Annotated in this window: 23 protein-coding genes; 11 read left to right on the forward strand and 12 right to left on the reverse strand. The window is 70.0% G+C overall.

The window, feature by feature from the left end; genetic code table 11:
• Window positions 1-60: 60 nt before the first annotated feature.
• Window positions 61-1,323 carry an ABC transporter substrate-binding protein gene (locus ACSBPH_RS13300; RefSeq protein WP_442574799.1) on the forward strand — a complete coding sequence of 421 codons (1,263 nt, stop codon included), beginning with the start codon at window positions 61-63 and terminating at the stop codon, window positions 1,321-1,323.
• Between the two features lie 205 nt (window positions 1,324-1,528).
• On the opposite strand, the gene ACSBPH_RS13305 is transcribed toward ACSBPH_RS13300, so the two are convergent.
• Genes ACSBPH_RS13305 through ACSBPH_RS13320 form a run of 4 tightly spaced genes read right to left on the reverse strand, consistent with a single transcriptional unit; the run spans window position 1,529 to window position 5,619 of the window.
• Window positions 1,529-2,299: an ABC transporter ATP-binding protein gene (locus ACSBPH_RS13305; RefSeq protein WP_442574800.1), complete on the reverse strand. Its 771-nt coding sequence runs from the start codon at window positions 2,297-2,299 to the stop codon at window positions 1,529-1,531.
• The gene (locus ACSBPH_RS13310; RefSeq protein ID WP_442574801.1) at window positions 2,296-3,330 is read right to left on the reverse strand and encodes an ABC transporter ATP-binding protein; all 1,035 of its coding nucleotides are present in this window, start codon (window positions 3,328-3,330) and stop codon (window positions 2,296-2,298) included. The genes ACSBPH_RS13305 and ACSBPH_RS13310 overlap by 4 nt, the downstream gene beginning before the upstream one ends.
• Entirely contained in the window at window positions 3,320-4,297 is a 978-nt protein-coding gene (locus ACSBPH_RS13315) for a branched-chain amino acid ABC transporter permease (RefSeq protein ID WP_442574802.1), read from the reverse strand. Before ACSBPH_RS13315 ends, ACSBPH_RS13310 begins: the two co-directional genes overlap by 11 nt.
• A gap of 2 nt (window positions 4,298-4,299) precedes the next feature.
• Window positions 4,300-5,619 carry an ABC transporter permease subunit gene (locus ACSBPH_RS13320; RefSeq protein ID WP_442577309.1) on the reverse strand — a complete coding sequence of 440 codons (1,320 nt, stop codon included), beginning with the start codon at window positions 5,617-5,619 and terminating at the stop codon, window positions 4,300-4,302.
• A gap of 304 nt (window positions 5,620-5,923) precedes the next feature.
• On the opposite strand from ACSBPH_RS13320, the gene guaB reads away from it, so the two are divergent.
• The 7 genes from guaB to guaA all read left to right on the forward strand — a co-directional run bounded on the left by guaB (window position 5,924) and on the right by guaA (window position 13,025).
• On the forward strand, window positions 5,924-7,426 hold the full coding sequence (gene guaB, locus ACSBPH_RS13325; RefSeq protein WP_442574803.1) for an IMP dehydrogenase: 1,503 nt from the start codon (window positions 5,924-5,926) through the stop codon (window positions 7,424-7,426).
• Between the two features lie 84 nt (window positions 7,427-7,510).
• Window positions 7,511-8,161 carry a TMEM175 family protein gene (locus tag ACSBPH_RS13330; RefSeq protein ID WP_442574804.1) on the forward strand — a complete coding sequence of 217 codons (651 nt, stop codon included), beginning with the start codon at window positions 7,511-7,513 and terminating at the stop codon, window positions 8,159-8,161.
• A 43-nt stretch (window positions 8,162-8,204) separates the two neighbouring features.
• Complete coding sequence (locus tag ACSBPH_RS13335; protein ID WP_442574805.1) at window positions 8,205-8,489, forward strand: DUF2277 domain-containing protein; 285 nt, start codon at window positions 8,205-8,207, stop codon at window positions 8,487-8,489.
• Between the two features lie 272 nt (window positions 8,490-8,761).
• Complete coding sequence (locus tag ACSBPH_RS13340; protein ID WP_442577310.1) at window positions 8,762-9,880, forward strand: GuaB3 family IMP dehydrogenase-related protein; 1,119 nt, start codon at window positions 8,762-8,764, stop codon at window positions 9,878-9,880.
• Window positions 9,881-9,960: 80 nt separating this feature from the next.
• On the forward strand, window positions 9,961-10,803 hold the full coding sequence (locus tag ACSBPH_RS13345) for an SURF1 family protein (protein WP_442577311.1): 843 nt from the start codon (window positions 9,961-9,963) through the stop codon (window positions 10,801-10,803).
• Window positions 10,804-10,903: 100 nt separating this feature from the next.
• Window positions 10,904-11,428, forward strand: a complete 525-nt coding sequence (locus ACSBPH_RS13350; RefSeq protein WP_442574806.1) for a DUF3817 domain-containing protein — start codon at window positions 10,904-10,906, stop codon at window positions 11,426-11,428.
• 13 nt (window positions 11,429-11,441) lie between these two features.
• Window positions 11,442-13,025, forward strand: coding sequence for a glutamine-hydrolyzing GMP synthase (guaA, locus tag ACSBPH_RS13355; RefSeq protein ID WP_442574807.1), 1,584 nt, complete (start codon window positions 11,442-11,444; stop codon window positions 13,023-13,025).
• A 266-nt stretch (window positions 13,026-13,291) separates the two neighbouring features.
• Here guaA and ACSBPH_RS13360 read toward each other — a convergent pair whose 3' ends face one another.
• Together ACSBPH_RS13360 and ACSBPH_RS13365 are read right to left on the reverse strand one after the other, a co-directional pair.
• Window positions 13,292-14,128 (reverse strand): IS3 family transposase, encoded by an 837-nt coding sequence (locus ACSBPH_RS13360; RefSeq protein ID WP_442574808.1) that lies wholly within the window; start codon window positions 14,126-14,128, stop codon window positions 13,292-13,294.
• A 35-nt stretch (window positions 14,129-14,163) separates the two neighbouring features.
• A complete protein-coding gene (locus ACSBPH_RS13365) occupies window positions 14,164-14,448 on the reverse strand; it encodes a transposase (protein WP_442574809.1) in 285 nt (94 codons plus the stop codon).
• A gap of 439 nt (window positions 14,449-14,887) precedes the next feature.
• Here ACSBPH_RS13365 and ACSBPH_RS13370 point away from each other — a divergent pair, with 439 nt between their 5' ends.
• Window positions 14,888-16,258 (forward strand): glycosyltransferase, encoded by a 1,371-nt coding sequence (locus tag ACSBPH_RS13370; RefSeq protein ID WP_442574810.1) that lies wholly within the window; start codon window positions 14,888-14,890, stop codon window positions 16,256-16,258.
• A 122-nt stretch (window positions 16,259-16,380) separates the two neighbouring features.
• Here ACSBPH_RS13370 and ligD read toward each other — a convergent pair whose 3' ends face one another.
• Entirely contained in the window at window positions 16,381-17,625 is a 1,245-nt protein-coding gene (gene ligD, locus ACSBPH_RS13375) for a non-homologous end-joining DNA ligase (RefSeq protein WP_442574811.1), read from the reverse strand.
• Between the two features lie 452 nt (window positions 17,626-18,077).
• Window positions 18,078-18,995, reverse strand: a complete 918-nt coding sequence (locus ACSBPH_RS13380) for a Bax inhibitor-1/YccA family protein (RefSeq protein ID WP_442574812.1) — start codon at window positions 18,993-18,995, stop codon at window positions 18,078-18,080.
• Between the two features lie 152 nt (window positions 18,996-19,147).
• Here ACSBPH_RS13380 and ACSBPH_RS13385 point away from each other — a divergent pair, with 152 nt between their 5' ends.
• Window positions 19,148-20,155: a glycerophosphodiester phosphodiesterase family protein gene (locus tag ACSBPH_RS13385; protein WP_442574813.1), complete on the forward strand. Its 1,008-nt coding sequence runs from the start codon at window positions 19,148-19,150 to the stop codon at window positions 20,153-20,155.
• A 108-nt stretch (window positions 20,156-20,263) separates the two neighbouring features.
• Here ACSBPH_RS13385 and ACSBPH_RS13390 read toward each other — a convergent pair whose 3' ends face one another.
• The gene (locus tag ACSBPH_RS13390) at window positions 20,264-21,466 is read right to left on the reverse strand and encodes a trans-sulfuration enzyme family protein (RefSeq protein ID WP_442574814.1); all 1,203 of its coding nucleotides are present in this window, start codon (window positions 21,464-21,466) and stop codon (window positions 20,264-20,266) included.
• 86 nt (window positions 21,467-21,552) lie between these two features.
• On the opposite strand from ACSBPH_RS13390, the gene ACSBPH_RS13395 reads away from it, so the two are divergent.
• Window positions 21,553-21,996 carry an Lrp/AsnC family transcriptional regulator gene (locus tag ACSBPH_RS13395; protein ID WP_442574815.1) on the forward strand — a complete coding sequence of 148 codons (444 nt, stop codon included), beginning with the start codon at window positions 21,553-21,555 and terminating at the stop codon, window positions 21,994-21,996.
• Between the two features lie 2 nt (window positions 21,997-21,998).
• On the opposite strand, the gene ACSBPH_RS13400 is transcribed toward ACSBPH_RS13395, so the two are convergent.
• The 3 genes from ACSBPH_RS13400 to ACSBPH_RS13410 are packed head-to-tail and all read right to left on the reverse strand — an operon-like array spanning window position 21,999 to window position 25,887.
• On the reverse strand, window positions 21,999-23,372 hold the full coding sequence (locus tag ACSBPH_RS13400; protein ID WP_442574816.1) for an aspartate ammonia-lyase: 1,374 nt from the start codon (window positions 23,370-23,372) through the stop codon (window positions 21,999-22,001).
• Entirely contained in the window at window positions 23,369-24,835 is a 1,467-nt protein-coding gene (locus tag ACSBPH_RS13405; RefSeq protein ID WP_442574817.1) for an aldehyde dehydrogenase family protein, read from the reverse strand. The genes ACSBPH_RS13400 and ACSBPH_RS13405 overlap by 4 nt, the downstream gene beginning before the upstream one ends.
• Window positions 24,832-25,887 carry a homoserine dehydrogenase gene (locus ACSBPH_RS13410; protein ID WP_442574818.1) on the reverse strand — a complete coding sequence of 352 codons (1,056 nt, stop codon included), beginning with the start codon at window positions 25,885-25,887 and terminating at the stop codon, window positions 24,832-24,834. The genes ACSBPH_RS13405 and ACSBPH_RS13410 overlap by 4 nt, the downstream gene beginning before the upstream one ends.
• Between the last annotated feature and the right edge of the window lie 226 nt (window positions 25,888-26,113).

Consider the following 26,113-nt stretch of genomic DNA (forward strand, 5'->3'; position numbering starts at 1 on the left):
GTTTATGGCACTGGGGCGGCGCCCGAGCCGTGCCCGCGTTCATTCACAGCAAGGAGCAACATGAGCGTCCTGACCCGCTCGCGCACCCTCGGAGTCCTCACCGGACTCGCAATCGCAGGTGCAAGCGCCCTCGTCCTCGCCGGTTGCGCCGGTGGTGGGACGGGTAGTGCTTCGTCCGCAGCGCCCTCGGGCCCCGCGGAGGAGCAGACCCTGAAGATCGGCACGGTACTTCCGCAGACCGGCAGCCTCGCCTTCCTCGGCCCGCCCGAGGAGGCCGGCGTGGCACTCGCCGTCGCCGAGGTCAACGATGCCGCCAAGGGCGTCACCGTCGATGTCACCTTCGGCGACTCCGGCGACGCCGACAACAAGGCGTTCGAGACCACGGTCCCGAAGCTGCAGAGCGAGGGCGTCTCGGCCATGATCGGCGCCGCGGCGTCGGGCGTGACCAAGCTGTTCCTCGACAGCAACGTCAGCGCGGGCATCATCACGTTCTCGCCGGCCAACACGTCCCCCGACTTCACCACGTGGGACGACAACAACCTCTACTGGCGCACCGCTCCGAGCGACCTGCTCCAGGGTGAGGTCCTCGCGAACACGATCGCCGAGGACGGCCACGAGAACATCGGCATCATCTACCAGAACGACGCCTACGGCACGGGCCTCTACGGCGTCGTGAAGGACGTCTTCGAGTCCACCGGCGGCAAGGTCGTCGCCGAGGCCTCGTACAACGACGGCGACTCGTCGTTCGACGCGCAGGTCCAGACGGTCCTCGCCTCGAACCCCGACGCGGTCGTGCTCATCACCTTCGACCAGTTCGCGACCATCGCGCCGCTGCTGGCCAACGGCGGCATCGACCCCGCGACGATGTACCTCGTCGACGGCAACCTCAAGAACTGGGGCTCCGACGTCTCCGTCTCGCTCGAGGGCGCCAAGGGAACGCTCCCCGGCCCCAAGCTCGACGACGACTTCCAGAAGCGCGTCAACGACAACTGGGTCTCCGAGGGCAACGCGAAGCTCGAGGACTACTCGTACGCGGGTGAGTCCTACGACGCCGTCGTGCTCCTGGCACTCGCCTCGCTCGCGGCCGGCTCGACCGACGCGGCCGACATCGCGGCGAAGCTGCAGGAGGTCTCGGGCGGTTCGGGCGACGGCAAGAAGTGCAAGACCTTCGCCGAGTGCGCCGACATCATCAACGGCGGTGGCGTGGCCGACTACGACGGCTACTCGGGCCCCATCACGTTCGACGAGAACGGCGACCCGACCGAGGCCACGATCGGCATCTACCAGTACGGCGCCGACAACATGTACAAGCGCATCAACTGACACCGTTCAGCTGACGTAGGCCGAGGGCCCTGGAGCGATCCAGGGCCCTCGGTCGTTTCCGCGTCGTGCTCGAGAATCGGGGGCGCGTGTGGCTGCTACCCGGCGCGCGTGGCAGCCACAAGCGTCCCCGAAGGCGGCAAGGGCGTCGGCATAAGAGAAGCGCGGATGCCGAGGCATCCGCGCTTCTCGGAGGAACAGCCCGGGTTCAGACCCCGTCCGCCCCCAGCGTGCCGAGGTAGAGGCCGATGACCTTGGGGTCGTTGAGCAGATCGCGTCCCGTGCCCTCGTAGGCGTCCCGGCCCTGGTCGAGGACGTAGCCGCGGTCGCAGATCTGCAGGCAACGGCGCGCGTTCTGCTCGACCATGATCGTCGTGACGCCCGCCTTGTTGATGTCGGAGACGCGGATGAACGCGTCGTCCTGACGGACGGGGCTGAGGCCCGCCGACGGCTCGTCGAGGAGGATCACCGACGGGTCCATCATGAGCGCGCGCGACATCGCCACCATCTGGCGCTCGCCGCCCGAGAGCGATCCGGCGCGCTGCTTGAGGCGCTTGCCGAGCTCGGCGAAGATGCCCGTGACGAACTCGAGGCGCTCGCGGTAGATCCGGGGGTTCTGGTAGAGCCCCATCTGCAGGTTCTCCTCGATCGACAGCGAGGGGAAGACGTTGTTGGTCTGCGGGACGAACGCCACGCCGCGGTTGACGAGCTTGTCGGCCTTGAGGCCCACGATCGACTCGCCGTTGACGAGGATGTCGCCGCCGCGCACCTTCACGAGACCGAAGATCGCCTTGAGCAGCGTCGACTTGCCCGCGCCGTTCGGCCCGATGATGCCGATGAGCTCGCCCTTGCGGGCGACGAGGTTGGCGCCGTTGATGATGTTGATGCCGGGGAGGTAGCCGGCGAGGAGGTCTTTGACCTCGACGACCATCTCATCGGACTTCGCCGGCGCAGCGGGGGCGGCCTGAGGCATGCTCATCGGGTCTCCTTGTCAGCCTCTTCGATGGAGTGCTCCTGCTCCTCGTGGATCTCTTCGAGCAGCTCTTCGGCCTCGGAACCGAGCTCGCCCTCGATACGCCCCGTCACGACGCCGAGATCGACGTCCTGGTGGCTGCCGAGGTAGGCGTCGATGACCGCCCGATCCCGCATGACGCTGTCGGGCGGGCCCTCGGCGACGACCTTTCCTTCGGCCATGACGACGACCCAGTCGGCGATGTGACGCACCATGTGCATGTCGTGCTCGACGAAGAGCACGGTCATGCCGAGGTCTTTGAGGTCGAGGATGTGGTCGAGGAGCGACTCCGTCAGCGCCGGGTTCACGCCCGCCATCGGCTCGTCGAGCATGACGAACGACGGATCGCTCATGAGGGCGCGCGCCATCTCGAGGAGCTTGCGCTGACCGCCCGAGAGCGATGCGGCGAAGTCGTCGGCCTTGGCGTCGAGCTTGAACCGGGCGAGCAGATCGCGGGCCTTCGCCTCGTTCTCGCGCTCCTGCGACCGCCAGAAGCCGGGGACGAAGCTCGTCCAGAACCTCTCGCCGCGCTGATCGGTCGCCCCGAGCTTCATGTTCTCCAGCACCGTAAGGAGCGACAGCGCCTTGGTGAGCTGGAACGTGCGCACCTGGCCCATGCGGGCCACCTTGAACGCCGGGATGCCCGACAGTCGCGTGCCATTGAACTCCCACGTGCCCGAGTTCGGCTTGTCGAAGCCGCACAGCAGGTTGAACAGCGTGGTCTTGCCGGCCCCGTTGGGCCCGATGAGCGCCGTGATGGCGTTGCGCGGGATCTCGAGGTGGTGCACGTCGACGGCGGTGAGGCCGCCGAACCGGCGGGTCACGTTGTCGACGATCATGATGGGGTCGACCTTCGCGACCCCGGGGACCGGCTCGCCCTTGGCGAGGCCCTCGGTCTTGGGGCGACGGATGCTGCCGGTCACCGGTGCAGGCTCGGGCGTGGCCGCGGCCGCGGCATCCGGATCCTGACCGGGGGTGGGGACGTCGTTACTTGACAAAGGTCATCTCCCTCTTGTCGCCGAGGATGCCCTGGGGACGGAAGATCACGAGGAGCATGAGCGCGACTCCCACCAGGATGAAGCGCAGCGTGCCCGCCTGGATGTCGCTGATCGGCAGGATGCCGGCCGTCGCGAGATCGGGGAGCAGGTTGCCCAGGAGCGCCATCACGAGCCAGAAGATCACGGCGCCGAGCGACGGACCGAGGATTGTGGCGGCGCCGCCCAGCAGGAGACACGTCCACACGAAGAACGTGAGGGCCGTCGTGTAGCTGGAGGGGACGACCGCCGAGGGCAGGACGTAGACGATGCCGCCGAGGGCGCCGATGACACCACCGACGACGAGGGCCTGCATCTTGTAGGCGAAGACGTTCTTTCCGAGCGAGCGGACGGCGTCCTCGTCTTCGCGGATGCCCTTGAGCACGCGGCCCCAGGGGCTCCGCATGAGGGACCACACCAGCAGGACCGACAGGCCGAGGAGGATGAGGCCGAACAGGCGCACCCACAGGCCGACTTCGTTGAAAGTCCACGGGCCGAACCCATACGTGCCCGGCGGGAAGGGGTTCGCCGCGCGGAAGCTGTCGTGGTACCCGCCGAGGCCGTCGGCGGAGTTCGTCCACTGGTCGAACACCTGCGTCGTGAACAGGAGGCGCACGATCTCGGCGGCCGCGATCGTCACGATGGCGAGGTAGTCGGCGCGCAGTCGCAGCGTCGGGATGCCGAGGAGCACGGCGAACAGCGCCGCCATGATCATGCCGACGATCATGGCGAGCCACCACGGGGCGCCGAAGGTCAGGATCGAGATGGCGTAGCCGTAGCCGCCGAGGGCCATGAAGCCCGCCATGCCGAAGTTGAGCAGGCCCGCGAAGCCGAAGTGGACGGCGAGGCCGGTCGCCGCGAGGGCGTAGGCGATCGTGACCGGGCTGATGAGGTAGCCCAGCGTGTTGCTGAGGATGGATCCCCAATCCATGGCTAGCCCAACCTCTCTTTGCGTCCGAGCAGACCTTGAGGTCTGACCAGCAGGATCAGGATCAGCACGATGAGGGCTCCGGCGTACTTGAGGTCGGACGGGATCCAGAGGGTCGACATCTCGACGACGAGGCCGACGATGAGCGAGCCGAGGAGGGCTCCGAACGCCGTGCCGAGGCCGCCGAGCGTGATCGCCGCGAAGATGAGCAGCAGCATCTGCGTGCCCATGTCCCACTTCACGCCGGGGCGGAAGTAGGCCCACAGGATGCCGGAGAGCGCCGCGAGCGCGCCCGCCAGGATCCAGACGATCCGGATGACGCGGTCGACGTTGATGCCGGAGGCCGAGGCGAGCTGCGGGTTGTCCGAGATCGCGCGCGTCGCCTTGCCGACCCTCGTGCCGAGGAGGAAGTAGGCCACGCCCAGGATCACGATGATCGAGACGCCCATGCTGATGAGGTCGATGTACGACAGCTGGATCGGCCCGAGCTGGATGGGCGCGGGGCTGGCGCCCGGCAGCTGGTACGTGCGACCGCCGATGAAGAACTGGAAGGTGTATCGCAGGGCGAGCGACAGGCCGATGCTCACGATCATGAGCTGGATGATGCCCAGGCCCTTTCTTCGGAGCGGTCTCCACAGACCCGCATCGAGCGCGAGGCCCAGCAGCGCTCCGGCGGCCACGGCCAGGATGATGCCGAGCCAGAAGGGGAGCGACCAGAACGAGGTGAAGACGAGCGCCGTGAGCGCGCCCCATGTCACCATCTCGCCGTGCGCGAAGTTCGACAGGCCCGTCGTGCCGTAGATGAGGGCGGCGCCCATCGCCGCGAGCGCGAGCAGCAGACCGAAGTTGAGACCGTTGACGAAGCGCACGATCAGCTGATCCGCGAACGACTGCGTCACGCGCTCGCCCTCGCCGAGGAAGAGGTTGATGATCGTGGAGTTCGTGAGGCCGAACTTCACGTCGAAGGACGCCGTCGTCCCCGACACCGGCTTCATGCTCGGCGGAAGCTGCGCGGGGTCGACGATGACGCCCTTGGGCAGCGTCTCCTCGTCGACCGAGATGACGTAGTCCGCCTTCTTCGGGACGTAGAGGCGCCAGCGGCCCTCGGCATCCGTCACCGTCTCCGCCTCGAACCCGTTGCCCTTGACGGCGATGACCACGTCGTTGACGGGCTTGCCGTCGAACTCGATGCGGCCGCCGAAGTAGAAGTCGGTGGCCTCTTGATCACCGCCCGGTGTGTCGGGAGCTTCTGCCGCGAAGGCGCCCGTCGGCGAGGAGAAGAAGATCATCGCGGCGGCGAGCAGCGCACCGGCGAGGACCACCACCCAACGCACCGAACGCCTCGCGGTCGCAGTCGTAGGACCCACAGAACCTCCTGTCAGGCACGGCGCACCGAAGCTTCCGGGTCGCATCGGCCGTGATGAACGACGGTACGAGCGTAATGTGTCGCGGGTGTTTCGCGCAGAGGCGCTCACGCAGACGTGACCGAATCGCGACGGCTGGTGCCTCGACCGCCAATTCACGGGAATGTTTCGCGGCGCTCGCCGTTTAGAATCGAGTACGGCGCGTCCCCGCGCACCGGCCGTCGTCGTCCACATCGAGCAACGCGCCGCGCGCGCAGGAGAACCCATGGAGCAAAACGACCCCTTCGGCTTCGTCGGACTCACGTACGACGACGTGCTGCTGCTGCCCGGGCACACTGACGTCATCCCCAGTGAGGCCGACACGTCGTCCCGCGTGACGCGGCGCATCACCGTCGCGACGCCGCTCCTGTCCGCCGCCATGGACACCGTCACCGAAGCGCGCCTCGCGATCGCGATCGCGCGCGAGGGTGGCATCGGCATCATCCACCGCAATCTCTCGATCGAAGACCAGGCGTCGATGGTCGACCGGGTCAAGCGCAGCGAGTCGGGCATGATCACCGACCCGATCACGACGACCCCCGACGCCACGATCGAAGAGGTCGACGCGCTCTGCGCGCAGTACCGCATCTCGGGCCTCCCGGTCATCGACGAGCAGAACCACCTCGTGGGCATCGTGACCAACCGCGACATGCGCTTCGTCTCGGGCTTCGAGCGTCAGACCACGACGGTCCGCGACGTCATGACGACCGAGAACCTGGTGACGGGCCGCGTCGGCATCAGCGCCGGCGAGGTCATCGCGCTGTTCGCGCGCCACCGCGTCGAGAAGCTGCCGCTCATCGACGAGGACGGCACCCTCGCGGGCCTCATCACGATCAAGGACTTCGACAAGAGCGAGAAGTACCCCCTCGCGACGAAGGACGAGCACGGCCGGCTCCGCGTCGGCGCCGCGATCGGCTTCTTCGGCGATGCCTGGCAGCGCGCCGAGGCGCTCCGCGACGCGGGCGTCGACGTCATCGTCGTCGACACGGCCAACGGCCAGTCGGCGGGCGTGATCGACATGGTCCGCCGCCTCAAGGGCGATGCGTCCTTCGCCCACATCGACGTCATCGGCGGCAACGTCGCCACGCGCGAGGGCGCGCAGGCGCTCATCGACGCGGGGGTGGATGCCGTGAAGGTCGGCGTCGGGCCGGGCTCGATCTGCACGACGCGCGTCGTGGCCGGCGTCGGTGTGCCGCAGGTCACCGCGATCTACGAGGCGTCGCTCGCGGCGCGCGAGGCCGGCATCCCGGTCATCGCCGACGGCGGGCTGCAGTACTCGGGCGACATCGCCAAGGCGCTCGTCGCCGGTGCCGACACGGTCATGCTGGGCTCGCTCCTCGCGGGCACCGACGAGTCGCCGGGCGAGATCGTCTTCCAGGGCGGCAAGCAGTTCAAGCAGTACCGCGGCATGGGCTCGCTCGGTGCGCTGCAGACGCGCGGCAAGAAGACCTCGTACTCGAAGGACCGGTACTTCCAGGCCGACGTCCCGAGCGACGACAAGCTGATCCCGGAGGGCATCGAGGGGCAGGTCGCTTACCGCGGGCCGGTCTCGGCCGTCGCCTACCAGCTCGTCGGGGGCCTGCGTCAATCGATGTTCTATGTGGGCGCGCGCACCGTCGAGGAGCTCAAGGCCAAGGGCAAGTTCGTGCGCATCACGGCGGCGGGGCTCAAGGAGTCCCACCCCCACGACGTGCAGATCGTCGTCGAGGCGCCGAACTACAAGCGCTGAGCTGCTTTGGGCTGCGGGCCGACCGCGGGCTCGGGCGGTGTGCGGGCGTGGTCGGGCGCGGCATCCGTTCGCTAGCCTGAGCGGGTGATCCGGCGTGCGAAGCATCCGTTGGCGACCGAGTCCACGCGGCGGCTCGAGGCGTTCACCGACGGGGTCTTCGCGATCGCGGCGACTCTGCTCGTGCTCGATCTGACGAGCTATTCGCTCGGCAAGGTCGACTCCGACGCGCAGCTGTGGGCCGCGCTCGGCGAGATGTGGCCGCAGTTCGCGAACTTCGCGCTGAGCTTCGTGCTGCTGTGCCTGCTGTGGATGACGCATGTGCAGCAGTTCGAGAGCATCCCGCGGGTCGATTCGGTCATGATCTGGCTCAACAACGTGCGGCTGCTGTTCATCGTGCTCGTGCCGTTCGCGACCAGCCTCACGACCGAGTACTCGGAGTGGCTGGCCGGCCGCCTCGCGATGCCGGTGGCGTTCTTCTTCGCCATCTTCGCGAGCTGGCTGCAGTATCTGTGGGCGCTGAGCCACCGGGATGTCATGATGCCCGACGTCGGCGAGGAGGACGCGAGGCTCTACGGGCGCGGATCGCTCAGCGCGCTCGTCATCTCGGTGCTCGTCGTCGTGCTCGCGCCGTTCATCGGGTCGCTCGCGTTCCTGCTCTTCCTCCTCGACGGGCCCTTCACCGCTCTGCTGCGCCGGGGCCGGGCGCGTCCCCGGCCTGCGCCCCCGCGTCCCTGAGTCAGGGGAGACGGATGCCGGAGGCCGGCGTATCGTCGGGGCCATGTGCCGCAGCATCCACACCCTCCACAACTTCGAGCCGGCCGCCACCGATGAAGAGGTGCACGCCGCCGCGCTCCAGTACGTCCGCAAGATCGCGGGCACGACGAAGCCGTCCAAGGCGAACCAGGAGGCCTTCGACCGCGCCGTGCACGAGATCGAGCACATCACGCAGCACCTGCTGAACGACCTCGTCGCGGCGGTGCCGCCGAAGAACCGCGAGGTCGAGGCCGAGAAGGCGCGCGCCCGGGCGGTGCGGTCCGGCCGATACGGCGTCCCCGCCGCCTGAGCGGTTCGGCCGATACGGCGTCCCCGCCGCCTGAGCGGTCCGGCCGATACGGCGTCCCCGCCGCCTGACACCCGCTTCAGGGTCGGCGTGCGGCGTGCGCTGGGAGAGTCCGGGGAGGGCCCGCCGCACGGGCCCAACGCAGGATGCACTGAGCCCGACCGGCAGGGAGGGCGCGTGAAAACGCGGCCCACGGGCGCCGCTGACCGCGGCCGTCCTGCGTTAGGCCCGCGAGACGGGGGCCGAGGGGCGCCGAGTAGGCTGGAGGGGTGAGCATGGACATCGAGCTCGGCCGCGCCAAGCGCGCCCGTCGGGCCTACGCGTTCGACGACATCGCGGTGGTGCCCTCGCGGCGCACGCGCAATCCGGAGGACGTCTCGACGGCCTGGTCGATCGACGCCTTCCAGTTCGCGATCCCCGTGCTCGGCGCGCCGATGGACTCGGTCATGAGCCCGCGGACGGCCATCATGCTCGGCCAGCTCGGCGGGCTCGGCGTGCTCGACCTCGAGGGCCTGTGGACGCGCTACGACGACCCCGAGCCGCTGCTGGCCGAGATCTCGTCGCTCCCCGAGGCGGCCGCGACCGCCCGCATGCAGGAGCTGTACTCCGAGCCGATCAAGATCGAGCTCGTGCGCGACCGGCTCGCCGAGATCCGCGCGGCCGGCGTCACCGTCGCCGGGTCGCTCACGCCGCAGCGCACCCAGGAGCTCTACGAGACCGTCGTCGCGGCCGGCGTCGACCTCTTCGTCATCCGCGGCACCACCGTCTCGGCCGAGCACGTCTCGTCGGTCGACCAGCCGCTCAACCTCAAGAAGTTCATCTACGACCTCGACGTGCCGGTCATCGTCGGCGGTGCCGCCACCTACACGGCGGCGCTGCACCTCATGCGCACGGGCGCCGCAGGCGTGCTCGTCGGGTTCGGCGGGGGCGCGGCATCCACCACCCGTGCGACCCTCGGCCTTCACGCGCCCATGGCGACCGCCGTCGCCGACGTCGCCGGCGCGCGCCGCGACTACCTCGACGAGTCGGGTGGGCGCTACGTGCACGTCATCGCCGACGGAGGCGTGGGCACCTCGGGCGACATCGTCAAGGCGCTCGCGATGGGCGCCGACGCCGTCATGCTCGGCGTCGCGCTCGCGCGGGCGACGGATGCCCCGGGCCGCGGCTTCCACTGGGGGCCCGAGGCGCACCACGCCAAGCTCCCGCGTGGGCACCGCATCCGGGTCGAGCAGCTCGTCGACCTCGAGTCGGTGCTCTACGGCCCCGCACCCGTCGCCGACGGGACCGCGAACCTCATCGGGGCGCTGCGCAAGTCGATGGCGACGACGGGCTACTCCGACCTCAAGGAGTTCCAGCGCGTCGAGGTCGTCGTCGCGCCCTACAGCGGCGGATGAGCCCGCTCCCTCCCGACGCGCGCGCGGCAGTGACCCCGGACGCCGAGCCCGAGGTCTTCCCGCCGACCCTCCGCGAAGTCATGCTCCGGCCGCGGTGGATCGCGATGCTCGGGCTGTGCCTCGTCGTCGCCGGGGTCTTCGCGTGGCTCGGCCAGTGGCAGCTCGGGCGCGCGGTCGACACCAACCCCACGGCTCCCGGCGCGACCGAGGTGCTGCGGCCGCTGGAAGATGTCACGGGGCCGGGGGAGTACCTCCCCGAGCCCCTCGTCGGGCAGCTCGTCGAGGCGACGGGGCAGTGGGTCCCGGGTGACTTCCTCATCGTCGAGTCGCGCTTCAACGAGGGCGTCGAGGGGTACTGGGTCACCGGTCAGCTGCGTCTCGCGGGCACCGCCACCCCGACGTCGGTCGCCGTCGCGCTCGGATGGGCGTCCACGCGTCAAGAGGCCCAGAACGCGATCGACCGCCTCGACTTCGACGCCTCGGCCCCGAGCCCCGCGCCCGTGCGCGTCGAGGGCCGGCTCATCGCCGACGAGGGTCCGCTGCCCCCGCCGCGGGGGAGCGACCCGCAGACCATGACGCGCATGTCGCCCGCCGCTCTGCTGAGCCAGTGGCACGACATCGAGGGACTCGACGTCTATCGCCAGTACATCGCCTCGCAGGTCGCGCCGTCGCTGCTCCTCGACATCCACTCCCCGGCGCCCGACGAGGGATCGCGGGTCAACTGGCTCAACATCTTCTACGCGATCGAATGGGCCGTCTTCGCGGGCTTCGCCTTCTACCTCTGGTACCGCCTGGCGAAGGATGCCTGGGAGAAGGAAGTCGAAGAGATCCAGGATGCCGCGGCCGAGGCCGAAGCCGAAGCCGAAGCCGAAGCCCAAGCCCAAGCCGCGGCGACGCGGCCCGAGGCTCCGCGCGACGCGTAGCGGCGCGGGAAGGGTCGTGGGAGAGGTCGTGGGGGCGGTCACCCCTCCACCCCTTCCGTCCCGAGCGAGCACGCCGGATCCGGCCGCTAAACTGGAGTCCATGCCCGCCGCTCCCAAACTCGCCTCTTTCCCGGCGATCCGCGGTGCGCTGCGGTTCTACCAGATCTGCTCGATCATCACGGGCACGATGCTGCTGCTCCTGTGCGCCGAGATGCTCGTCAAGTACGCGCTCGGCTACGAGCTCTTCCTCGGCGGATCGGGCGGTTTCCTGTGGTTCGCCCCGGTCGTCGAGGGCCCGAACGGTCACGAGTCGACCGGCGACGGGTTCAACCTGTCGCTGGGCATCCTCGTCGCACACGGCTGGTTCTACGTCGTGTACCTCTTCTCCTGCTTCCGCGTGTGGAGCCTCATGCGCTGGCAGTTCTGGCGCTTCCTCCTTCTCGCGGCCGGCGGCATCGTGCCGTTCCTCTCGTTCTTCCTCGAGGCGCGCGTCGCCCGCGAGGTGAAGCGCTACCTCGCCGAGCGCGAGGCGAGCGAGGGCGACGCCGCCACGCACGACCTCGCCGCCCACTCGACCCTCACGCAGGCGGTTCCCACCGAGCAGCGCGACAAGCCGCTCCTCTGACAGAAAGCACCCGTTGACCGAGCAGACCGAGACCTCCCAGCGCCCCGTCCTCGTCGTCGACTTCGGCGCCCAGTACGCGCAGCTCATCGCCCGACGCGTCCGCGAAGCAGGCGTCTACAGCGAGATCGTGCCGCACACGGCATCCGCGTCCGACATCGCCGCGAAGAACCCCGTCGGCATCATCCTCTCGGGCGGACCCTCGTCGGTCTACGAAGAGGGCGCGCCCGCGCTCGACGAGGGCGTCTTCGACCTCGGCGTGCCGACCCTCGGCATCTGCTACGGCTTCCAGGTGATGGCGCAGGCACTCGGCGGGGAGGTCGCCAACACGGGACTGCGCGAGTACGGGGCGACGGATGCCTCGCTCTCGGGCGATGGAGGAGTGCTCCTCGGCGGGCAGCCGGCCGAGCAGAACGTCTGGATGAGCCACGGCGATCAGGTCTCGCGGGCCCCCGAGGGCTTCGACGTGCTGGCGTCGACCTCGGCGACGCCCGTCGCGGCTTTCGGGAGCGACGAGCGACGCCTGTACGGCGTGCAGTGGCATCCGGAGGTCAAGCACTCCGACCACGGCCAGCGCGTCATCGAGAACTTCCTGCACAAGGCGGCCGGACTCCCGGCCGACTGGAACAGCGGCAACGTCATCGCCGAGCAGGTCGAGCGGATCCGCGAGCAGGTCGGCACCGGCCGCGTGCTGTGCGCGCTCTCGGGCGGCGTCGACTCGGCCGTCGCGGCGGCGCTCGTGCACGAAGCCGTCGGCGATCAGCTCGTCTGCGTCTTCGTCGACCACGGCCTCCTGCGCAAGGGTGAGCGCGAGCAGGTCGAGAACGACTACGTCGCCTCGACCGGCGTGCGGCTCGTCACGATCGACGCGCGGGAGCAGTTCCTCACGGCGCTCGCGGGTGTGAGCGATCCCGAGGAGAAGCGCAAGATCATCGGGCGCGAGTTCATCCGCACCTTCGAGGCCGCCGAGCGCGACCTCGTGGCCGAAGCGGCCGCCGACGGCGAGCCGATCCGCTTCCTCGTGCAGGGCACGCTCTACCCCGACGTCGTCGAGTCGGGCGGGGGCACCGGCACGGCGAACATCAAGTCGCACCACAACGTGGGCGGCCTGCCCGAAGACCTGCAGTTCGAGCTCGTCGAGCCGCTGCGGACGCTCTTCAAGGACGAGGTCCGCGCCATCGGCCGTGAGCTGGGCCTGCCCGAGGTGATCGTCGCGCGCCAGCCGTTTCCGGGTCCCGGCCTCGGCATCCGGATCGTGGGTGAGGTCACCGCTGACCGCCTCGCGATTCTGCAGGACGCCGACGCCATCGCCCGCGAGGAGCTGACCAAGGCAGGCCTCGACGTCGACATCTGGCAGTGCCCGGTCGTGCTGCTGGCCAACGTGCGCTCTGTCGGTGTGCAGGGCGACGGCCGCACCTACGGGCACCCCATCGTGCTGCGTCCGGTCTCTTCGGAAGACGCGATGACGGCCGACTGGACGCGCCTGCCCTACGACGTGCTGTCGAAGATCTCGAACCGCATCACCAACGAGGTGCGCGACATCAACCGCGTCGTGCTCGACGTGACCTCCAAGCCGCCGGGGACCATCGAGTGGGAGTGACCTGAGGGACCGGATGCCGAGGCATCCGGTCCCTCCTCCTTTTGTGGGCTTGATGCCGGGCGGGTCTGGGTGTGTGGCGGGGTCGGGCTGTGTGGCGGGCTCGGGCTTTGGGTGTGTGACGGGGTCGGGGTGTGTGACGGGGTCGGGGTGTGCTGCGGCCCCGCCCGAGTACCGAACTCAGGACGAGAGTTCGACGCACCCCGGCGCGCCCGCGGAAAAGCGCGGCGGAGCCTGACCCGGTTTCCCGGACGGTTGTTGTGTGTTGATCATGCCGCGATCTCGGCGGCGGTGTGAAGGGCTTCGTAGTCGGCGGGGCTGAGGTTGTCGAGGCTGGTGTGCCGGCGGCGGGGGTTGTAGAAGCCCTCGATCCACTCGAACATCGCCGACGCGAGTTGCGCGCGGGAGTCCCAGTTGGTGCGGTCCAGGAGTTCGCGCTGCATGGTCGACCAGAACGACTCGATGAGCGCGTTGTCGACGCTGGACGCGACCCTGCCCATCGAGCCGAGCAGCCCGGCTTGGCGCAGCCGGTGCCCGAAGAGCCAGCTGGTGTATTGCGCTCCTCGGTCCGCATGCACCACGGTTCCGGGTTCGGGGCGGCGGCGCCAGCGGGCCATCTCGAGTGCGTCGACGACGATCTCCGCGGTGATCCGATCCGAGATCGACCAGCCCACGATCCGTCGCGAGTACGCGTCGATCACGGCCGCGCAGTAGACCCATCCGTCACGGGCGCGGTGCTGCGTGATGTCGCAGAACCAGAGCCGGTTCGGGGCATCAGCGTGGAACTGCCGCTTCACAAGGTCGTCATGCGTAGCCGTGTCCGGCTTCCAGCCTCGCCGCTTGCGGCGGTGCGACACGCCGACCAGCCCGTCCTGCCGCATCAGCCGGGCGACGCGCTTGCGGCCGACGTGGACGCCGAGCCCGAGGCGCAGCTCGGCGAGCACCCGTGGCGCGCCATAGGTCGCTCGGGAGTCGGCGTGGATGCGTCGGATCGTGGTGGTCAGCTCTGCGTCCGCGACAGCTCGCGCTGATGGTGGCCGGCTGGCCCAGTCGTAGTAGCCGGAGCTTGAGATGTTCAGGAACCGGCAGGCCACCGCGACGGGCACCCCGTCGGCGGCGAGCTCCTGGACCAGCCGGAACCCTATTTTGGGAGCACGTTCTCCCTGGCGAAGTACGCCGACGCGCGCTTGAGGATCTCGTTCTCCATCTCCAGCACTCGGTTCCGGCGGCGCAGCTCGACGAGCTCTTTGTGCTCATCGGTCGTGATCCCCGGCTTGCGGCCGGAGTCGATCGCGTCGCGGTTCATCCAGTTGCGAAGGCACGACTCGCTGATCCCGAGATCGCGGGCGGTCTGCGCGACCGGGTTGCCCTGTGCGACCAGGTCCAGGGCTCGACGCCGGAACTCCGGCGAATGTGGGGCAGGCATCTCACGGACTCCTTCCGAGACGATCATCGCCTCAAAGTTGGTGTCCGGGAAAGCGGGTCAGGCTCCGGCTTCGCCCGGCGGCCGCGCGCGCTCGTCCTGCGTTAGGTACGGCGCGGGGGTGTGAGCGGGCAGGGGAGGCGCCGGGGCTCGGGTGCGTGGCCGGGTCGGCGCCTGGTTGTGTGGCGGGGGCGGGGTCTGGGTGTGTGACGGGGTCGGGGTGTGTGACGGGGTCGTTGCGGCCCCGCCCGCGTACCGAACTCAGGACGAGAGTTCGACGCACCCCGGGCCGCCCGCGGAAACGCGCGGCCTTGCCCGGCGGCCGCGCGCGCTCGTCCTGAGTTAGGTACGGCGGCGGCGTGTGATCGGGGAGGGGAGGGGAGGGTGGGGCGGCGGGCTCGCCCGTGACGACGAGCGCGGTGGCGTGGGGGAGGATGGACGCGTGACCGACCTCCTGCCCGCCGCGACGTATCTCGTGCTCGCCAGCAGGCTGCTCCCCGACCGTGACGGCGGATTCACGATCTCGGTCCTGCGCCGCGCCCTCGACATGGCCGATGCAGGCGCCGAGCCGGTGCTCCTGACGATCGATCCCGGCGACTCCGCCGACCACGACGCCCACCGCGAGGAGTGGCGGCGACGCGGGCTGCTCGGCGAGCACGCCGCGCTGCGCAACCTCTTCGACGACGCCCGCGCCGACGCCGGCTGGCTGCGAGAGGCTGCCCTGCCAGGCTCCATCCCGGACTCGGAGTGGCCGTACCGCGCGATCACGGATGCCGCCGGCGCCACGGTCCTCGAACTCCCCGTCGTGAGCGGCGACCCCGCGTGGCACCTCACCGAGGCGCCCGTGCGCATCTGGGCGGACGGCGAACCAATCGGCTGGCTCCCCGGCTACGCGGGGCTCTACCGTGCGTGGATCAACGCGCTCGCGGCCCGCAGCGACGAGCCGGTCGTGCTTGTCTGCGAGGCTCGGCAGGTCGGCGAAGCACTCGTCGCCCAGGGAGAGCCCCTCCTCGACCCCGACGTGCGCATCGTCCACACGACGCACGCCTGCCACGTCCTCGCGCCGTTCGCGTGGGATTCGCCGATGGATGCCGCGTGGGAGCGCTGGTTCGCCGTGGCCGATCGGTTCGATGCCGTCCTCTGGCTCACCCCGAGTCAGCAGGCGGATGTCGAGCGCCGCGTGGGACGCGGCATCCGCTCATTCGTCGTCCCGCACCCCGCGCCGCAGCCGACCGATCTCGATGACGCAACCGTGCCGGGACGCATCGTCATGCTCAACTCGCTCATCGCGCGCAAGCGGGTCGACCATGCGATCCGTGCGCTCGCGACGTTGCGCACGACGGTTCCCGCCGCACACCTGCACGTGTACGGCGACGGCGCGCAGCGCCCCGAACTCGAGCAGCTCGCGCGCGACCTCGGCGTCGCGGATGCCGTCGCGTTCATGGGGCACACCGCCGACCCGTCCCGCGCGTGGGCCGAGGCCGACGTCTTCGGGCTGGCGAGCACGAACGAGGGGCAGCCGCTCGTCGTGCTCGAGGCGCTTGGCGCGGGCGTGCCGGTGGTGAGTTACGACATGCCGTACGGGCCGCGCGACACCCTCGCTCGGGGCGGCGGCCGGCTCGTGCCCGACGGCGATGTCGAAGCGCTCGCCGCGACCCTGGCCGAGGTCATCGGCGATCGGGATCTGCGGGACCGGCTGTCGGCCGAGGGCCGCGCGGCTGCCAGGACGATGGATGCCGCGGCCTCGATGCGCGCGATGGGCGAGGCCGTGCGGGCTGCCCTTGACGAGCCCGCGGTGCGTCCAGGGCGCTGACGACGGCGGCGGCGGAGTGGCCGCGCGATCCGACAGCTGTGGGTGCGAGGCGACTCGGGCGCGGACGACGGCCGATGCGTGCGTCGCGGTCCGCCGCCCGGCGCCGATCCTCGCGAATCGGGTCAGGCCCCGGGCGCCCCCGGCCAGACCTTGCCGGCCCACGGGTCGTAGTCGGCGATGAGCGCCTCCTGCGCGGGCCGCTCGGCCTCGGGCACGTGCTGGAGGTTGATGCGCACGCGGTACCACAGCGAGCTCGACCCGCGCATGCCGTCGATCATCACGTCGGCGGGGTGCAGGTGCGGCACGACGTCGCGGTGCCCCTCGTTCCAGGTCTGCAGCGCCGCGAGCGCCTCGGACTTCAGCTTCGTCCGGGCGATCTCGATGAGGGGCATCGTCGACACGCGGCGTCCTGATCCGTCGCCGGCGCGCGGCGGCTTCTCGGCAGGGCCGAGGTCCTTCGCGAGCTGCAGCAGACCGTCGAGGGTGCCGACGGCATCGTCGATCCCCGCGTGCGGATCGCCCCGCTCGGCGAAACGCGCGAGCACCGTCCGCACCGTGAACTCCTCGGGGCGCCGCTCGTGCACCTCGTCCCAGTCGAGCGGGGTCGAGACGCGCGCATCGGGCAGGGGGCGCACCGAGTACGCGGATGCCACGGTCCGGTCTTTCGCGTTCTGGTTGAAGTCGACGAACACGCTCTCGCCCCGCTCCTCCTTCCACCACCGTGCCGTGGCGAGTCCGGGCGCCCGGTTCTCGACCTCGCGGCCGAGCGTCTCGGCGGCCAGTCGCACGTCGCGGAAGTCCCAGTCCGGAGCGATCCGCACGAGGATGTGCAGCCCGCGTGACCCGCTGGTCTTCGGCCAGCCGACGAGCCCGCAGTCGTCGAGCACCTCCCGCGCCACCATCGCGACATCGACGATCTGCGACCAGTCGACGCCGGGCATCGGGTCGAGATCGATGCGCAGCTCGTCGGGGTGGTCGAGATCCTCGGCGCGCACGGCGTGGGGGTTGAGGTCGAGGCATCCGAGATTCACGACCCAGGCAAGGCCCGCGGCATCCCGGATCACCGCCTCCTCGGCGGAGCGCCCCGACGCATAGTGGAGCGTCGCGGTCTCGATGTAGTCGGGGTGATTCTCGGGCACGCGCTTCTGGAAGAACGGCTCGGTGTCGATGCCCTTCGGGAACCGCTTCAGCACCATCGGCCGGCCGCCCGCGCCCCGCAGCGCGCCCTCGGCGACGGCGAGATAGTACTCGACGAGTTCGAGCTTGGTGATGCCCGGCTCGGGGAAGACGATCTTGTCGGGGCTCGAGACGCGCACCTCGCTCCCGGCCGCCTCGAGGAAGGTCTCGGAGGACTTCGAAGGGCTCATGCCTCTCACGTTAGGTCGGCGACGGATGCCTCGGCCAGGGGTTGCGCCGCCCGCCGGCCCGCTCCTCGGCTTGGGCCGGCCGAGGGGCAGCCGGGGCGGTGTGCGGGGCGGGCTGTGTTCATAACTCCGGAGAAACCGGCCGGGCGGGGGCCGTTTCGGCCTTTTTGCGCGGTCGGGGAGGGGTTTCTCCGGAGTTATGAACGGGAGCCGGGCGGTAACTGCGGGGGTCGGGTTCGGCTGTGCGAGGCGCAGCCGGGGCCGTGTGCGGGGCGGGCTGTGTTCATAGCTCCGGAGAAACCGGCCGGGCGGGGGCCGCTTCGGCCTTTTTGGAGCGCGCGGCAGGCATTTCTCCGGAGTTATGAACTCCGCGCCGCGCCAAACCCCGCAGGCACCCGGTACCGACGACGAAGGGCCGCCCCGAATGGGACGGCCCTTCGTGCGACGGCGCGGGGTTAGTTGCTGCCGCGCAGGATCGCGAGGATCCGAAGGATCTCGATGTACAGCCAGACGACCGTCACCATGATGCCGAAACCGCCGACCCAGCCGTACTGACGGGGAGCGCCGTTGCGCACACCCTGCTGGATCGAGTCGAAGTCGAGCACGAGCGAGTACGCCGCCATGATGACCACGAGCACGCCGATGATGAGGCCGAGCGGGATGCCGAAGACCTCCTGGCTCAGGATGCCGAAGGGTCCGCCGGCGATCGGGACGTTGAACAGCATGAGGCCCACGTTGATGAGCGAGAACACGAGGTACCCGATCATCGCGATCATGAAGACCTTCGTGGCGCGCTTGGACGCGCGGACCTTGCCGCTCGCGAAGAGGGCCAGCGTCACGCCGACCACCGCGAGGGTCGCCAGCGTCGCCTGGATGACGATGCCGGGCCAGAGGAACTCGAAGAAGGCCGAGATGCCGCCGACGAAGAGGCCCTCGAACGCGGCGTAGCCGAAGATCAGCGCGGGGCGGACCTTCTTGCGCGACGTGAACGCGACGACCATCGCGAGCACGAAGCCGCCGAGCGCGCCGATGAGCCAGGGGGCGACCGACGGGTTCGGGTTCTGCACGGTGACCGGAGCCATCGTCCAGAGCCAGCCCGCGACCGCGCCGACCAGCAGCACGACGAACAGACCGAGGGTCTTGAGGACCGTGTCCTCGACCGTCATACGGCCCGTCTCGACCGCACCGGCGGGGGGAGCGGCGAACGCGCCCTCGAGCCGTGCGTTGGCGGCGGCATCCACACCCGCGTGCGCCGTCGAGGCGTACTGCGTGGGACCGCCGATGTTCGCCGCCTGGGGACCGCCCGGGTAGCTCTTGACTGCGCGCGGGTCCTGGAAGGCGGGGTTGTTGAATGCGGGGTTTGCCGAGGCCATGCTCGATCACACTCCAGTGGTTGTTAGCAGCACGGTGCTGTTGATCCACGATATCGGATGGGGTGCGACACGCCGCGGATCGGTGCTGTGAAGGGTCTTTGAGACTGGGCAGGGGACGGATGCTGCAGCACGGCGCGGATACCGTGGATGGCATGCCGCGCCGCCCCCCTCTCGTCGTCGGGCACCGCGGTGCGCCGGGCTACCGGCCCGAGCATTCGCGGTCGTCGTACGACCTCGCGCTCGCGATGGGCGTGGACGCCGTCGAACCCGATGTCGTCGTCTCGCGCGACGGCGTGCTCGTCGTGCGGCACGAGAACGAGATCGGTTCGACGACGGATGTCGCGTCCCGCCCCGAGTTCGCCGCCCGGCGCACGACGAAGACCGTCGACGGGTCCGAGATCACGGGCTGGTTCACCGAGGACTTCACGTGGGACGAGCTCGCGACGCTGCGCTGCCGCGAACGTCTGCCGAAGATCCGCACGACGAGTGCGACCTTCGACGACCTGCAGCCCGTCCTGCGGCTGCGCGACCTGCTCGATCTCGTCCGCGAGGCATCGCTCACGTACGGCCGCGAGATCGGCGTCGTGCTCGAGATCAAGCACGCGACCTACTTCGCAGGACTGGGATGGGATGTCGCGGCCCTCGTCGCGGACGAGCTCCGGGCCGCCGGGTGGGCCGCGGGAGAGCTGCCGCTCGTCGTCGAGTCGTTCGAGTCCACGGTTCTCGGCCAGGTGCGGGAACGAGGCATCCGGGGCACGTTCGTGTATCTGCTGGAGTCGTCGGGGAGCGCCTTCGACCTCGTGGCGGCGCACGGGAGCGCGGCTCGGACCTATCGGCAGACGGCTTCGCCCGCGGGCCTGGACGCACTCGTCGGGATCGTGGACGGGATCAGCGTCGACAAGCGGATGATCCTCGCGCCCGATCGCCTCGGCCGCGCGACCGGGCCGACGACGCTCGTCGCCGACGCGCAGGAGCGCGGACTGCAAGCCTTCACATGGACATGCCGTCCGGAGAATGCGTTCCTCGTGCCGCAGTTCCGCACGCGCGGCGGGCCCGGCGCGTTCGGGGACTGGGAGTCGGAGTGGAGCATCATCCGCGACGCGGGTGTGGACGGCGTCTTCGTCGACCACGCGGATCTCGGCGTCGCGTTCTTCCGCTGATCCCGGTTCGCCCTCGGGGGTGGAGGCCGTATCCGGTTCCCGAGCGAGGAGCGAAGCGACGATAGGAGGGGACGACGTCGATCGTCCGAGGAACTTACGTCCGCGGGCTCAGCAGAAGGTCGCGTCGAGGGCCTGGGCGAGATCGGCGAGGAGGTCGTCGGTGTCTTCGATCCCGACCGAGAGGCGCAGGTGACCGAGACGGCGGAAGGGCTCGGGATAGGTCGCGACACGCGGACCCACCGTGCCGGTGTGGACCACGAGCGAATCATCGTGACCGAGCGAGAAGCCGGAGGTGATGAGCCGCAGGTTCGCGACGAACCGGTTCTGGGTGTCGGGATCGCCGTCGACGGCGAAGGCCAGCATGCCGCCGTAGCCCCGCCCGCCGAACTGCCTCGTCGCGACCGCGTGCCCGGGGTGCGAGGGCAGGCCCGGGTACTCCACGAATGCGACGCGCTCGTCGGAGTCCAGGAGCTCCGCCACCGCCTGCGCCGACGCCAGGTGCTGCCGCAGCCGAAGGGGGAGCGTGACCGACCCCCGCTGGATCTGCCACGCGTTGAACGGCGAGATGACTCCGCCGACATCGACCATGGCATCGGCCTTGATCGGCTGGATCAGATCGTGTGGGCCGACGACGGCTCCGCCCATGGCGTCGCCGTGGCCGTTGATGTACTTCGTGAGCGAGTGGACGACGAGGTCGGCGCCGTCCGCGAGCGGCCGGTACAGCGGCGGCGGGGTGAAGGTCGAGTCGACCATGAGGAGAGCGCCGGCCGCGTGCGCGATCTCGGCGAGGGCGCGGATGTCGGCGACCTTCGTCGTCGGGTTCGCGATGGCCTCGACGCACACGAGTTTCGTCTCCTCGCGCATCGCGCGGCGGACGGCGTCGAGATCGGTGACGTCGACGAACGTCGCCTCGATGCCGTACCGCTGCGGGAGGAGCTCGGTCCACAGTCGCCACGTCGCCTCGTAGGTGACGTCGCTGACGATCACGTGATCGCCGAGACGGACGTGCGAGAAGAAGACGGCGTGCAGTGCCGCGACGCCGCTCGCGAGCGCGACGGCGTTCTCGCCGCCCTCCATCGCGGCCAGCTTCGCCTCGAGCGCGGCCTGGTTCACGCCCGTGTTGCGCGTGTAGAGTCCGGGCGCCGTGGCCGACCAGCTGATCTCGCTGGGGTCGTCGGGCAGCTGATAGGAGTTCGCCATCACGAGGGGGGTCCGAAGCGCCAGCGTGCTGTCGAGAGCCTTCCCGCCGTGCACCGACAGGCTGAGGTCGTGGAGCGTCTCCGGCCGGGTGCGATCTGGGCGAACGGGCATCGATCTTCCTCTCATCGGCGACATCGCCTATGCTGTGCGTGCAACATTAGCACTCTGAATTGTATTTGCCGCACGTAGGGAGCGCCATGGCCGGCCTTCACCTCGACGAGATCGATCACCGGATTCTCGCCGAGCTCACGGCGGACGCGCGTGTGCCGCTCGTGACTCTCGCGACCCGCGTGCACCTGTCGCGCAATGCCGTGAAGCAGCGCATGGAACGCATGGAGCGCGACGGCGTCATCGACGGATACACCCTCCGTCGCGGCTCGGGGAGTGCACGACGGATGACGGCGGTCGTGCTGGTCTACCGAGCCGACCGCATGCGCGGAGGCGGCGTCATCACCGAGCTCGCCCGGATCCCCGAAGTCGTCCGGTGCGACATCCTGTCCGGTCAGTTCGATCTGCTCGTCACCGTGGTCGCCGACTCGATGGACCGCATCGGCGAGATCTGGGAGCAGATCGCCGCGCTCCCCGGCGTCGCCGACACGGTCACCTCCGTCTCCCTCTCGCGACCCATCGACCGTCCCTGACGTCAGCCGGCGAGCAGGCGCACCGCCTCTTCGCGGGTCATATCGGAGACGGATGCCACGGCATCCGCAATCGGGATCCCCGTCGCGAGCGCGTGCGAAGCCGCTTCGGCAGCCCTCTCGTACCCGATCGTGGGCAGGAGCGCCGTCACCGCGCCGACCGAGACCGCGACGCGCTCGGCGAGCACGCGCTCGTCGGCGACGATTCCCACGACGCAGAGCTCGCGCAGCACGCGCACGCCGTTCGTCATCCACGACACCGACTGGAGCAGCGAATGGGCGATGATCGGCTCGAAGGCGTTGAGCTGGAGCTGGCCGCCTTCGGCAGCCACCGCGATCGTGACGTCGGCGCCCATGACGGCGAACGCGATCTGATTCACCACCTCGGGGATCACCGGATTGACCTTCCCGGGCATGATCGAGGAGCCGGCCTGACGCGCGGGCAGGCGGAGCTCGCCGAATCCGGCTTGCGGGCCGCTCGAGAGGAGCCGCAGGTCGTTGCAGATCTTCGACAGCTTGACGGCCGTGCGCCGGAGCGCCCCCGACGTCTGAAGGAAGCCGCCGGCGTCCCACGAGGCTTCGAAGAGGTGGTGCGTCGGAACGACGGGGAGTCCCGACACCGTCCGCAGGTGCGCCAGCACGGCCTCGCGGTAGCCGCTCGGGGCGGTCACGCCCGTGCCGATCGCCGTGCCGCCGAGGCTGCACTCCAGCAGGAGCGGCACCGCCTCGCCGAGGCGCGCGACGTCCTCGCGGATCGCGACGGCGAAGGCCATGAGCTCGTCGCCGACGGTCATCGGGACGGCGTCCTGCAATTGCGTCCTGCCCACCTTGACGACGGCGCGGTGCACTTCCGCACGCTCCTCGAACGCGTCGGCGAGGGCGTCGAGCTCGCCGGTGAGGGCCCTGACGCCCGCGACCGCCGCGAGCCGGATCGCCGTGGGATAGACGTCGTTCGTGGACTGGCTGCAGTTGACGTCCCGGATCGGGTCGATCACGTCGTAGCGGCCGGCGGCGAGGCCCCGCTCCTCGAGGGCCGCGTTCGCGATGACCTCGTTGGCGTTCATGTTGGAGCTCGTGCCCGCGCCGCCCTGGACGACGTCGACACAGAACTGGTCGTGAAGCTCACCCTGACGCACCCGACGGCATGCCGCCGCGATCGCCTCGACGCGCTCGGCCGACAGCAGCCCGAGCTCGCCGTTAGCCAGCGCGGCCGCGTGCTTGACGGTCGCGAGGGCATTCACGAGCGAGGGGTGGGCCGACAGCGGGGTGCCGCTGATCGGGAAGTTCTCGCGCGCGCGGAGGGTGTGGATGCCCCAGTAGGCGTCGGCGGGAACCTCTCGCTCGCCAAGCGAGTCGTGTTCGAGGCGCACCGCGTTCATGCGTTGATGCAGATGACTTTGGGCTGGGTCATCTCCTCGTACGCGAACCGGACCCCCTCGCGGCCCATGCTGCCGAACTTGGCGCCGCCGAACGGCATGCTGTCGACGCGGTAGTCCGAGGAGTCGTTGATCATGACACCGCCGCCGTCGAGGCGCTCGGCCACCCGCAGCGCGCGCGTGATGTCGGACGTGAAGGTCGCCGCGTGCAGCGCGTACTCGACCTCGTTCGACTGGGCGATCGCCTCGTCCTCGGTGTCGAACGGGGTCAGTGCCACGACCGGCGCGAACGCCTCGTCGGCCCACAGCTCGCACGACAGCGAGACGTCCTCGACGACCGTCGGCCAGTAGACCGACCCCGTTCGGCGGTGGCCGCACAGCACGCGCGCGCCCGCCTCCACAGCATCGTCCACGAGACGCTCGGCGCGCTGCGCGGAGGACTCCGAGATCATCGGCCCGACGTCGGTGGCTTCGTCTCGCGGATCTCCCGCGCGAAGCGCCGCGGTGGCCGTGACCAGTCCGTCGCGGAAGGCTTCGTAGACGCGTCGATGCACGAGGATCCGCTGCGTGCCGACGCAGTTCTGTCCGGCGGACCAGAAGGCCCCCGACACGCACGCCTGCACGGCCGCATCGATGTCGGCGTCGTCGAAGACGATCACGGGCGCGTTGCCGCCGAGTTCCATCGCAAGGCGCTTGAGCCCCGCGACGCGGGCGATCGCCTCGCCGGTGACGAAGCCGCCCGTGAATGAGACGAGCCGCACGTCGCGGGCGGCGACGAGTGCCTGGGCGAGGTGGCGGTCCCCGTGCACGATGGTCACCATCTCGTCGGGGAGGCCGGCCTCGATCAGGAGATCGACGAGGAAGCGCGCTGTGAGAGGGGTCTCCTGCGACGGCTTCAGCACGACGGAGTTGCCGCCGGCGATGGCCGGACCGAGCTTGTGGGCGACGAGATTGAGCGCATCGTTGTAGGGCGTGATCGCGACGATGACGCCGAGCGGCTCGCGCGTGAACCATCCGCGGCGGTTCTCGGATCCTTCGTACGCGTCGAAGGGGATCACTTCGCCCGCCTGCGAGCGAGCCGCCTCGGCGGAGAGCGAGATCGTCGTAGCCGCGCGCCTCACCTCCTTGCGCGCCTGGCGGATCGTCTTGCCCGCCTCGCGCACGATGAGCTCCGCCGCCGGCTCCGCACGCTCGCGAAGGAGCGCCGCCGTGCGGTCGAGGATCGCGTGGCGCGCGAAGCGCGACATGCCCCGGGCGATCTGGGCGCCGGTGCGCGCGCGGGCGATGATCGCGTCGACGTCGGACGCCGAGCTCTGGGCGACGCGGCCGATCTCGGACCCGTCGAAGGGGTTGCGCACCACGAGCTCGTCGGCCGCAGCGGCTCCCGTCGCGCCGGCGCCGACCGCGGCGGCTCCCGTCGCAGCGCCCGTCACGCCGGTGGCGGCCATCACGCCGGCGGCGGTCACGAGATCACCACCGCGGCGGCACCCCGCTGGGCGTCGATCGCGACGATGTCCGACAGCAGCGCGAAGGCGGTCTCGACGCGTCCGGCGCCCGGACCGCTCACCGTCACCGTGCCGAGCATGTCGGTCTCGAACGAGACGGCGTTGGTCGGGCCGCCGATGCCGGCCAGCGGGTCGGCGAGGGGTAGCGCCACGGGCTCGACGGTGGCGGTCACGCCACCGGCGGCATTGCGCCACGCCGAGCCGATCAGCTTCCAACGCCGGCCGTGAGCCGCGGCCTCGACGATGTCGGCCGCCGTCACTGCGGCGATCCCGCGCCGCTGCACATCGGCAGGGGTCAGCGCGGCGCCGAGCAGCTCGTTGGCGAGGATCACGACCTTCAGCTGGACGTCGGACCCCTCGATGTCCGCCGACGGGTCGGCCTCGGCGTAGCCGAGGGCCTGAGCCTCCGCGACCGCGTCGTCGAGCGACATCCCGAGTTCCATCTGGCCCAGCACGTAATTGCTGGTGCCGTTCAGGATGCCGCGCACCGCGTTTATGCGGAGGCCGGCGAGCGTCTTCTCGGCGAACCGCAGCACCGGCGTGCCGCTCACGACCGCGCCCTCGTACTCGAACCGCACCCCGTTCTCTTCCGCGATGCGGTTGAGCTCGGCGCCGGCCAGCGCGACCGGCCCCTTGTTCGTCGTCGTGACGGACTTGCCCGACTCGAGTGCGGCCCGCACGTGCGAGACGGCGGGCTCGCCGTCGATCGGGTTCGTGAACGTGGCCTCGACGACGATGTCGGCAGTCGTGTTGCGGATGACGTAGTCGTTCTGCGGAGCGGCGGTGCCCCCGTGCCAGCCGGCGAACGTCTCTCCCGGCGCCATGGCGAGCACCGCTGCGACGTCGATCCCGTCGGCGACCATGAGCGACCCGAGTCGCAGATCGGTGATCGCGACGACCCGCAGCTCGAAGCCGAGCTCGCGGGTCAGGTCGGCTCCGCGGTCGCGGATGGTCTCGGCCAGGGCGCGGGCCACGCCGCCGAAGCCGATCAGGGCGATGTCGTGACGGTTCACGGAAACTCCTCGAAGGTGAGTGGGCAGGACTGACCTCAGCTTCCGGGGCGGCGGTGTCGGTGTGCGCCTGTCGATCCGCCCGCGGCGGCCGACATTCTGTCGGCGTCCGTGACACTGTGTCGGATCCTCCGCGAGAGCCTTCCGACCTGCCTTGCGCGCTTGTGCACGACCCACCGGGGATGTAACGTCCGTGAAACATCAAGCGTGCTAAATGAACACACAGCAG

This window comes from Microbacterium sp. F51-2R (genome assembly GCF_052180235.1).
Taxonomy (GTDB): Bacteria; Actinomycetota; Actinomycetes; order Actinomycetales; family Microbacteriaceae; genus Microbacterium.

What these genes read in the sequence shown, in the direction of transcription:
- ACSBPH_RS13300 (WP_442574799.1), top strand. Translation starts at nt 61, where the DNA reads ATGAGCGTCCTGACCCGCTCGCGCACCCTCGGAGTCCTCACCGGACTC.
- ACSBPH_RS13305 (WP_442574800.1), bottom strand. Translation starts at nt 2,299, where the DNA reads ATGAGCATGCCTCAGGCCGCCCCCGCTGCGCCGGCGAAGTCCGATGAG.
- ACSBPH_RS13315 (WP_442574802.1), bottom strand. Translation starts at nt 4,297, where the DNA reads ATGGATTGGGGATCCATCCTCAGCAACACGCTGGGCTACCTCATCAGC.
- guaB (WP_442574803.1), top strand. Translation starts at nt 5,924, where the DNA reads ATGGAGCAAAACGACCCCTTCGGCTTCGTCGGACTCACGTACGACGAC.
- ACSBPH_RS13335 (WP_442574805.1), top strand. Translation starts at nt 8,205, where the DNA reads ATGTGCCGCAGCATCCACACCCTCCACAACTTCGAGCCGGCCGCCACC.
- ACSBPH_RS13340 (WP_442577310.1), top strand. Translation starts at nt 8,762, where the DNA reads ATGGACATCGAGCTCGGCCGCGCCAAGCGCGCCCGTCGGGCCTACGCG.
- ACSBPH_RS13345 (WP_442577311.1), top strand. Translation starts at nt 9,961, where the DNA reads ATGCTCCGGCCGCGGTGGATCGCGATGCTCGGGCTGTGCCTCGTCGTC.
- ACSBPH_RS13350 (WP_442574806.1), top strand. Translation starts at nt 10,904, where the DNA reads ATGCCCGCCGCTCCCAAACTCGCCTCTTTCCCGGCGATCCGCGGTGCG.
- ACSBPH_RS13365 (WP_442574809.1), bottom strand. Translation starts at nt 14,448, where the DNA reads ATGCCTGCCCCACATTCGCCGGAGTTCCGGCGTCGAGCCCTGGACCTG.
- ligD (WP_442574811.1), bottom strand. Translation starts at nt 17,625, where the DNA reads ATGAGCCCTTCGAAGTCCTCCGAGACCTTCCTCGAGGCGGCCGGGAGC.
- ACSBPH_RS13380 (WP_442574812.1), bottom strand. Translation starts at nt 18,995, where the DNA reads ATGGCCTCGGCAAACCCCGCATTCAACAACCCCGCCTTCCAGGACCCG.
- ACSBPH_RS13385 (WP_442574813.1), top strand. Translation starts at nt 19,148, where the DNA reads ATGCCGCGCCGCCCCCCTCTCGTCGTCGGGCACCGCGGTGCGCCGGGC.
- ACSBPH_RS13390 (WP_442574814.1), bottom strand. Translation starts at nt 21,466, where the DNA reads ATGCCCGTTCGCCCAGATCGCACCCGGCCGGAGACGCTCCACGACCTC.
- ACSBPH_RS13395 (WP_442574815.1), top strand. Translation starts at nt 21,553, where the DNA reads ATGGCCGGCCTTCACCTCGACGAGATCGATCACCGGATTCTCGCCGAG.
- ACSBPH_RS13400 (WP_442574816.1), bottom strand. Translation starts at nt 23,372, where the DNA reads ATGAACGCGGTGCGCCTCGAACACGACTCGCTTGGCGAGCGAGAGGTT.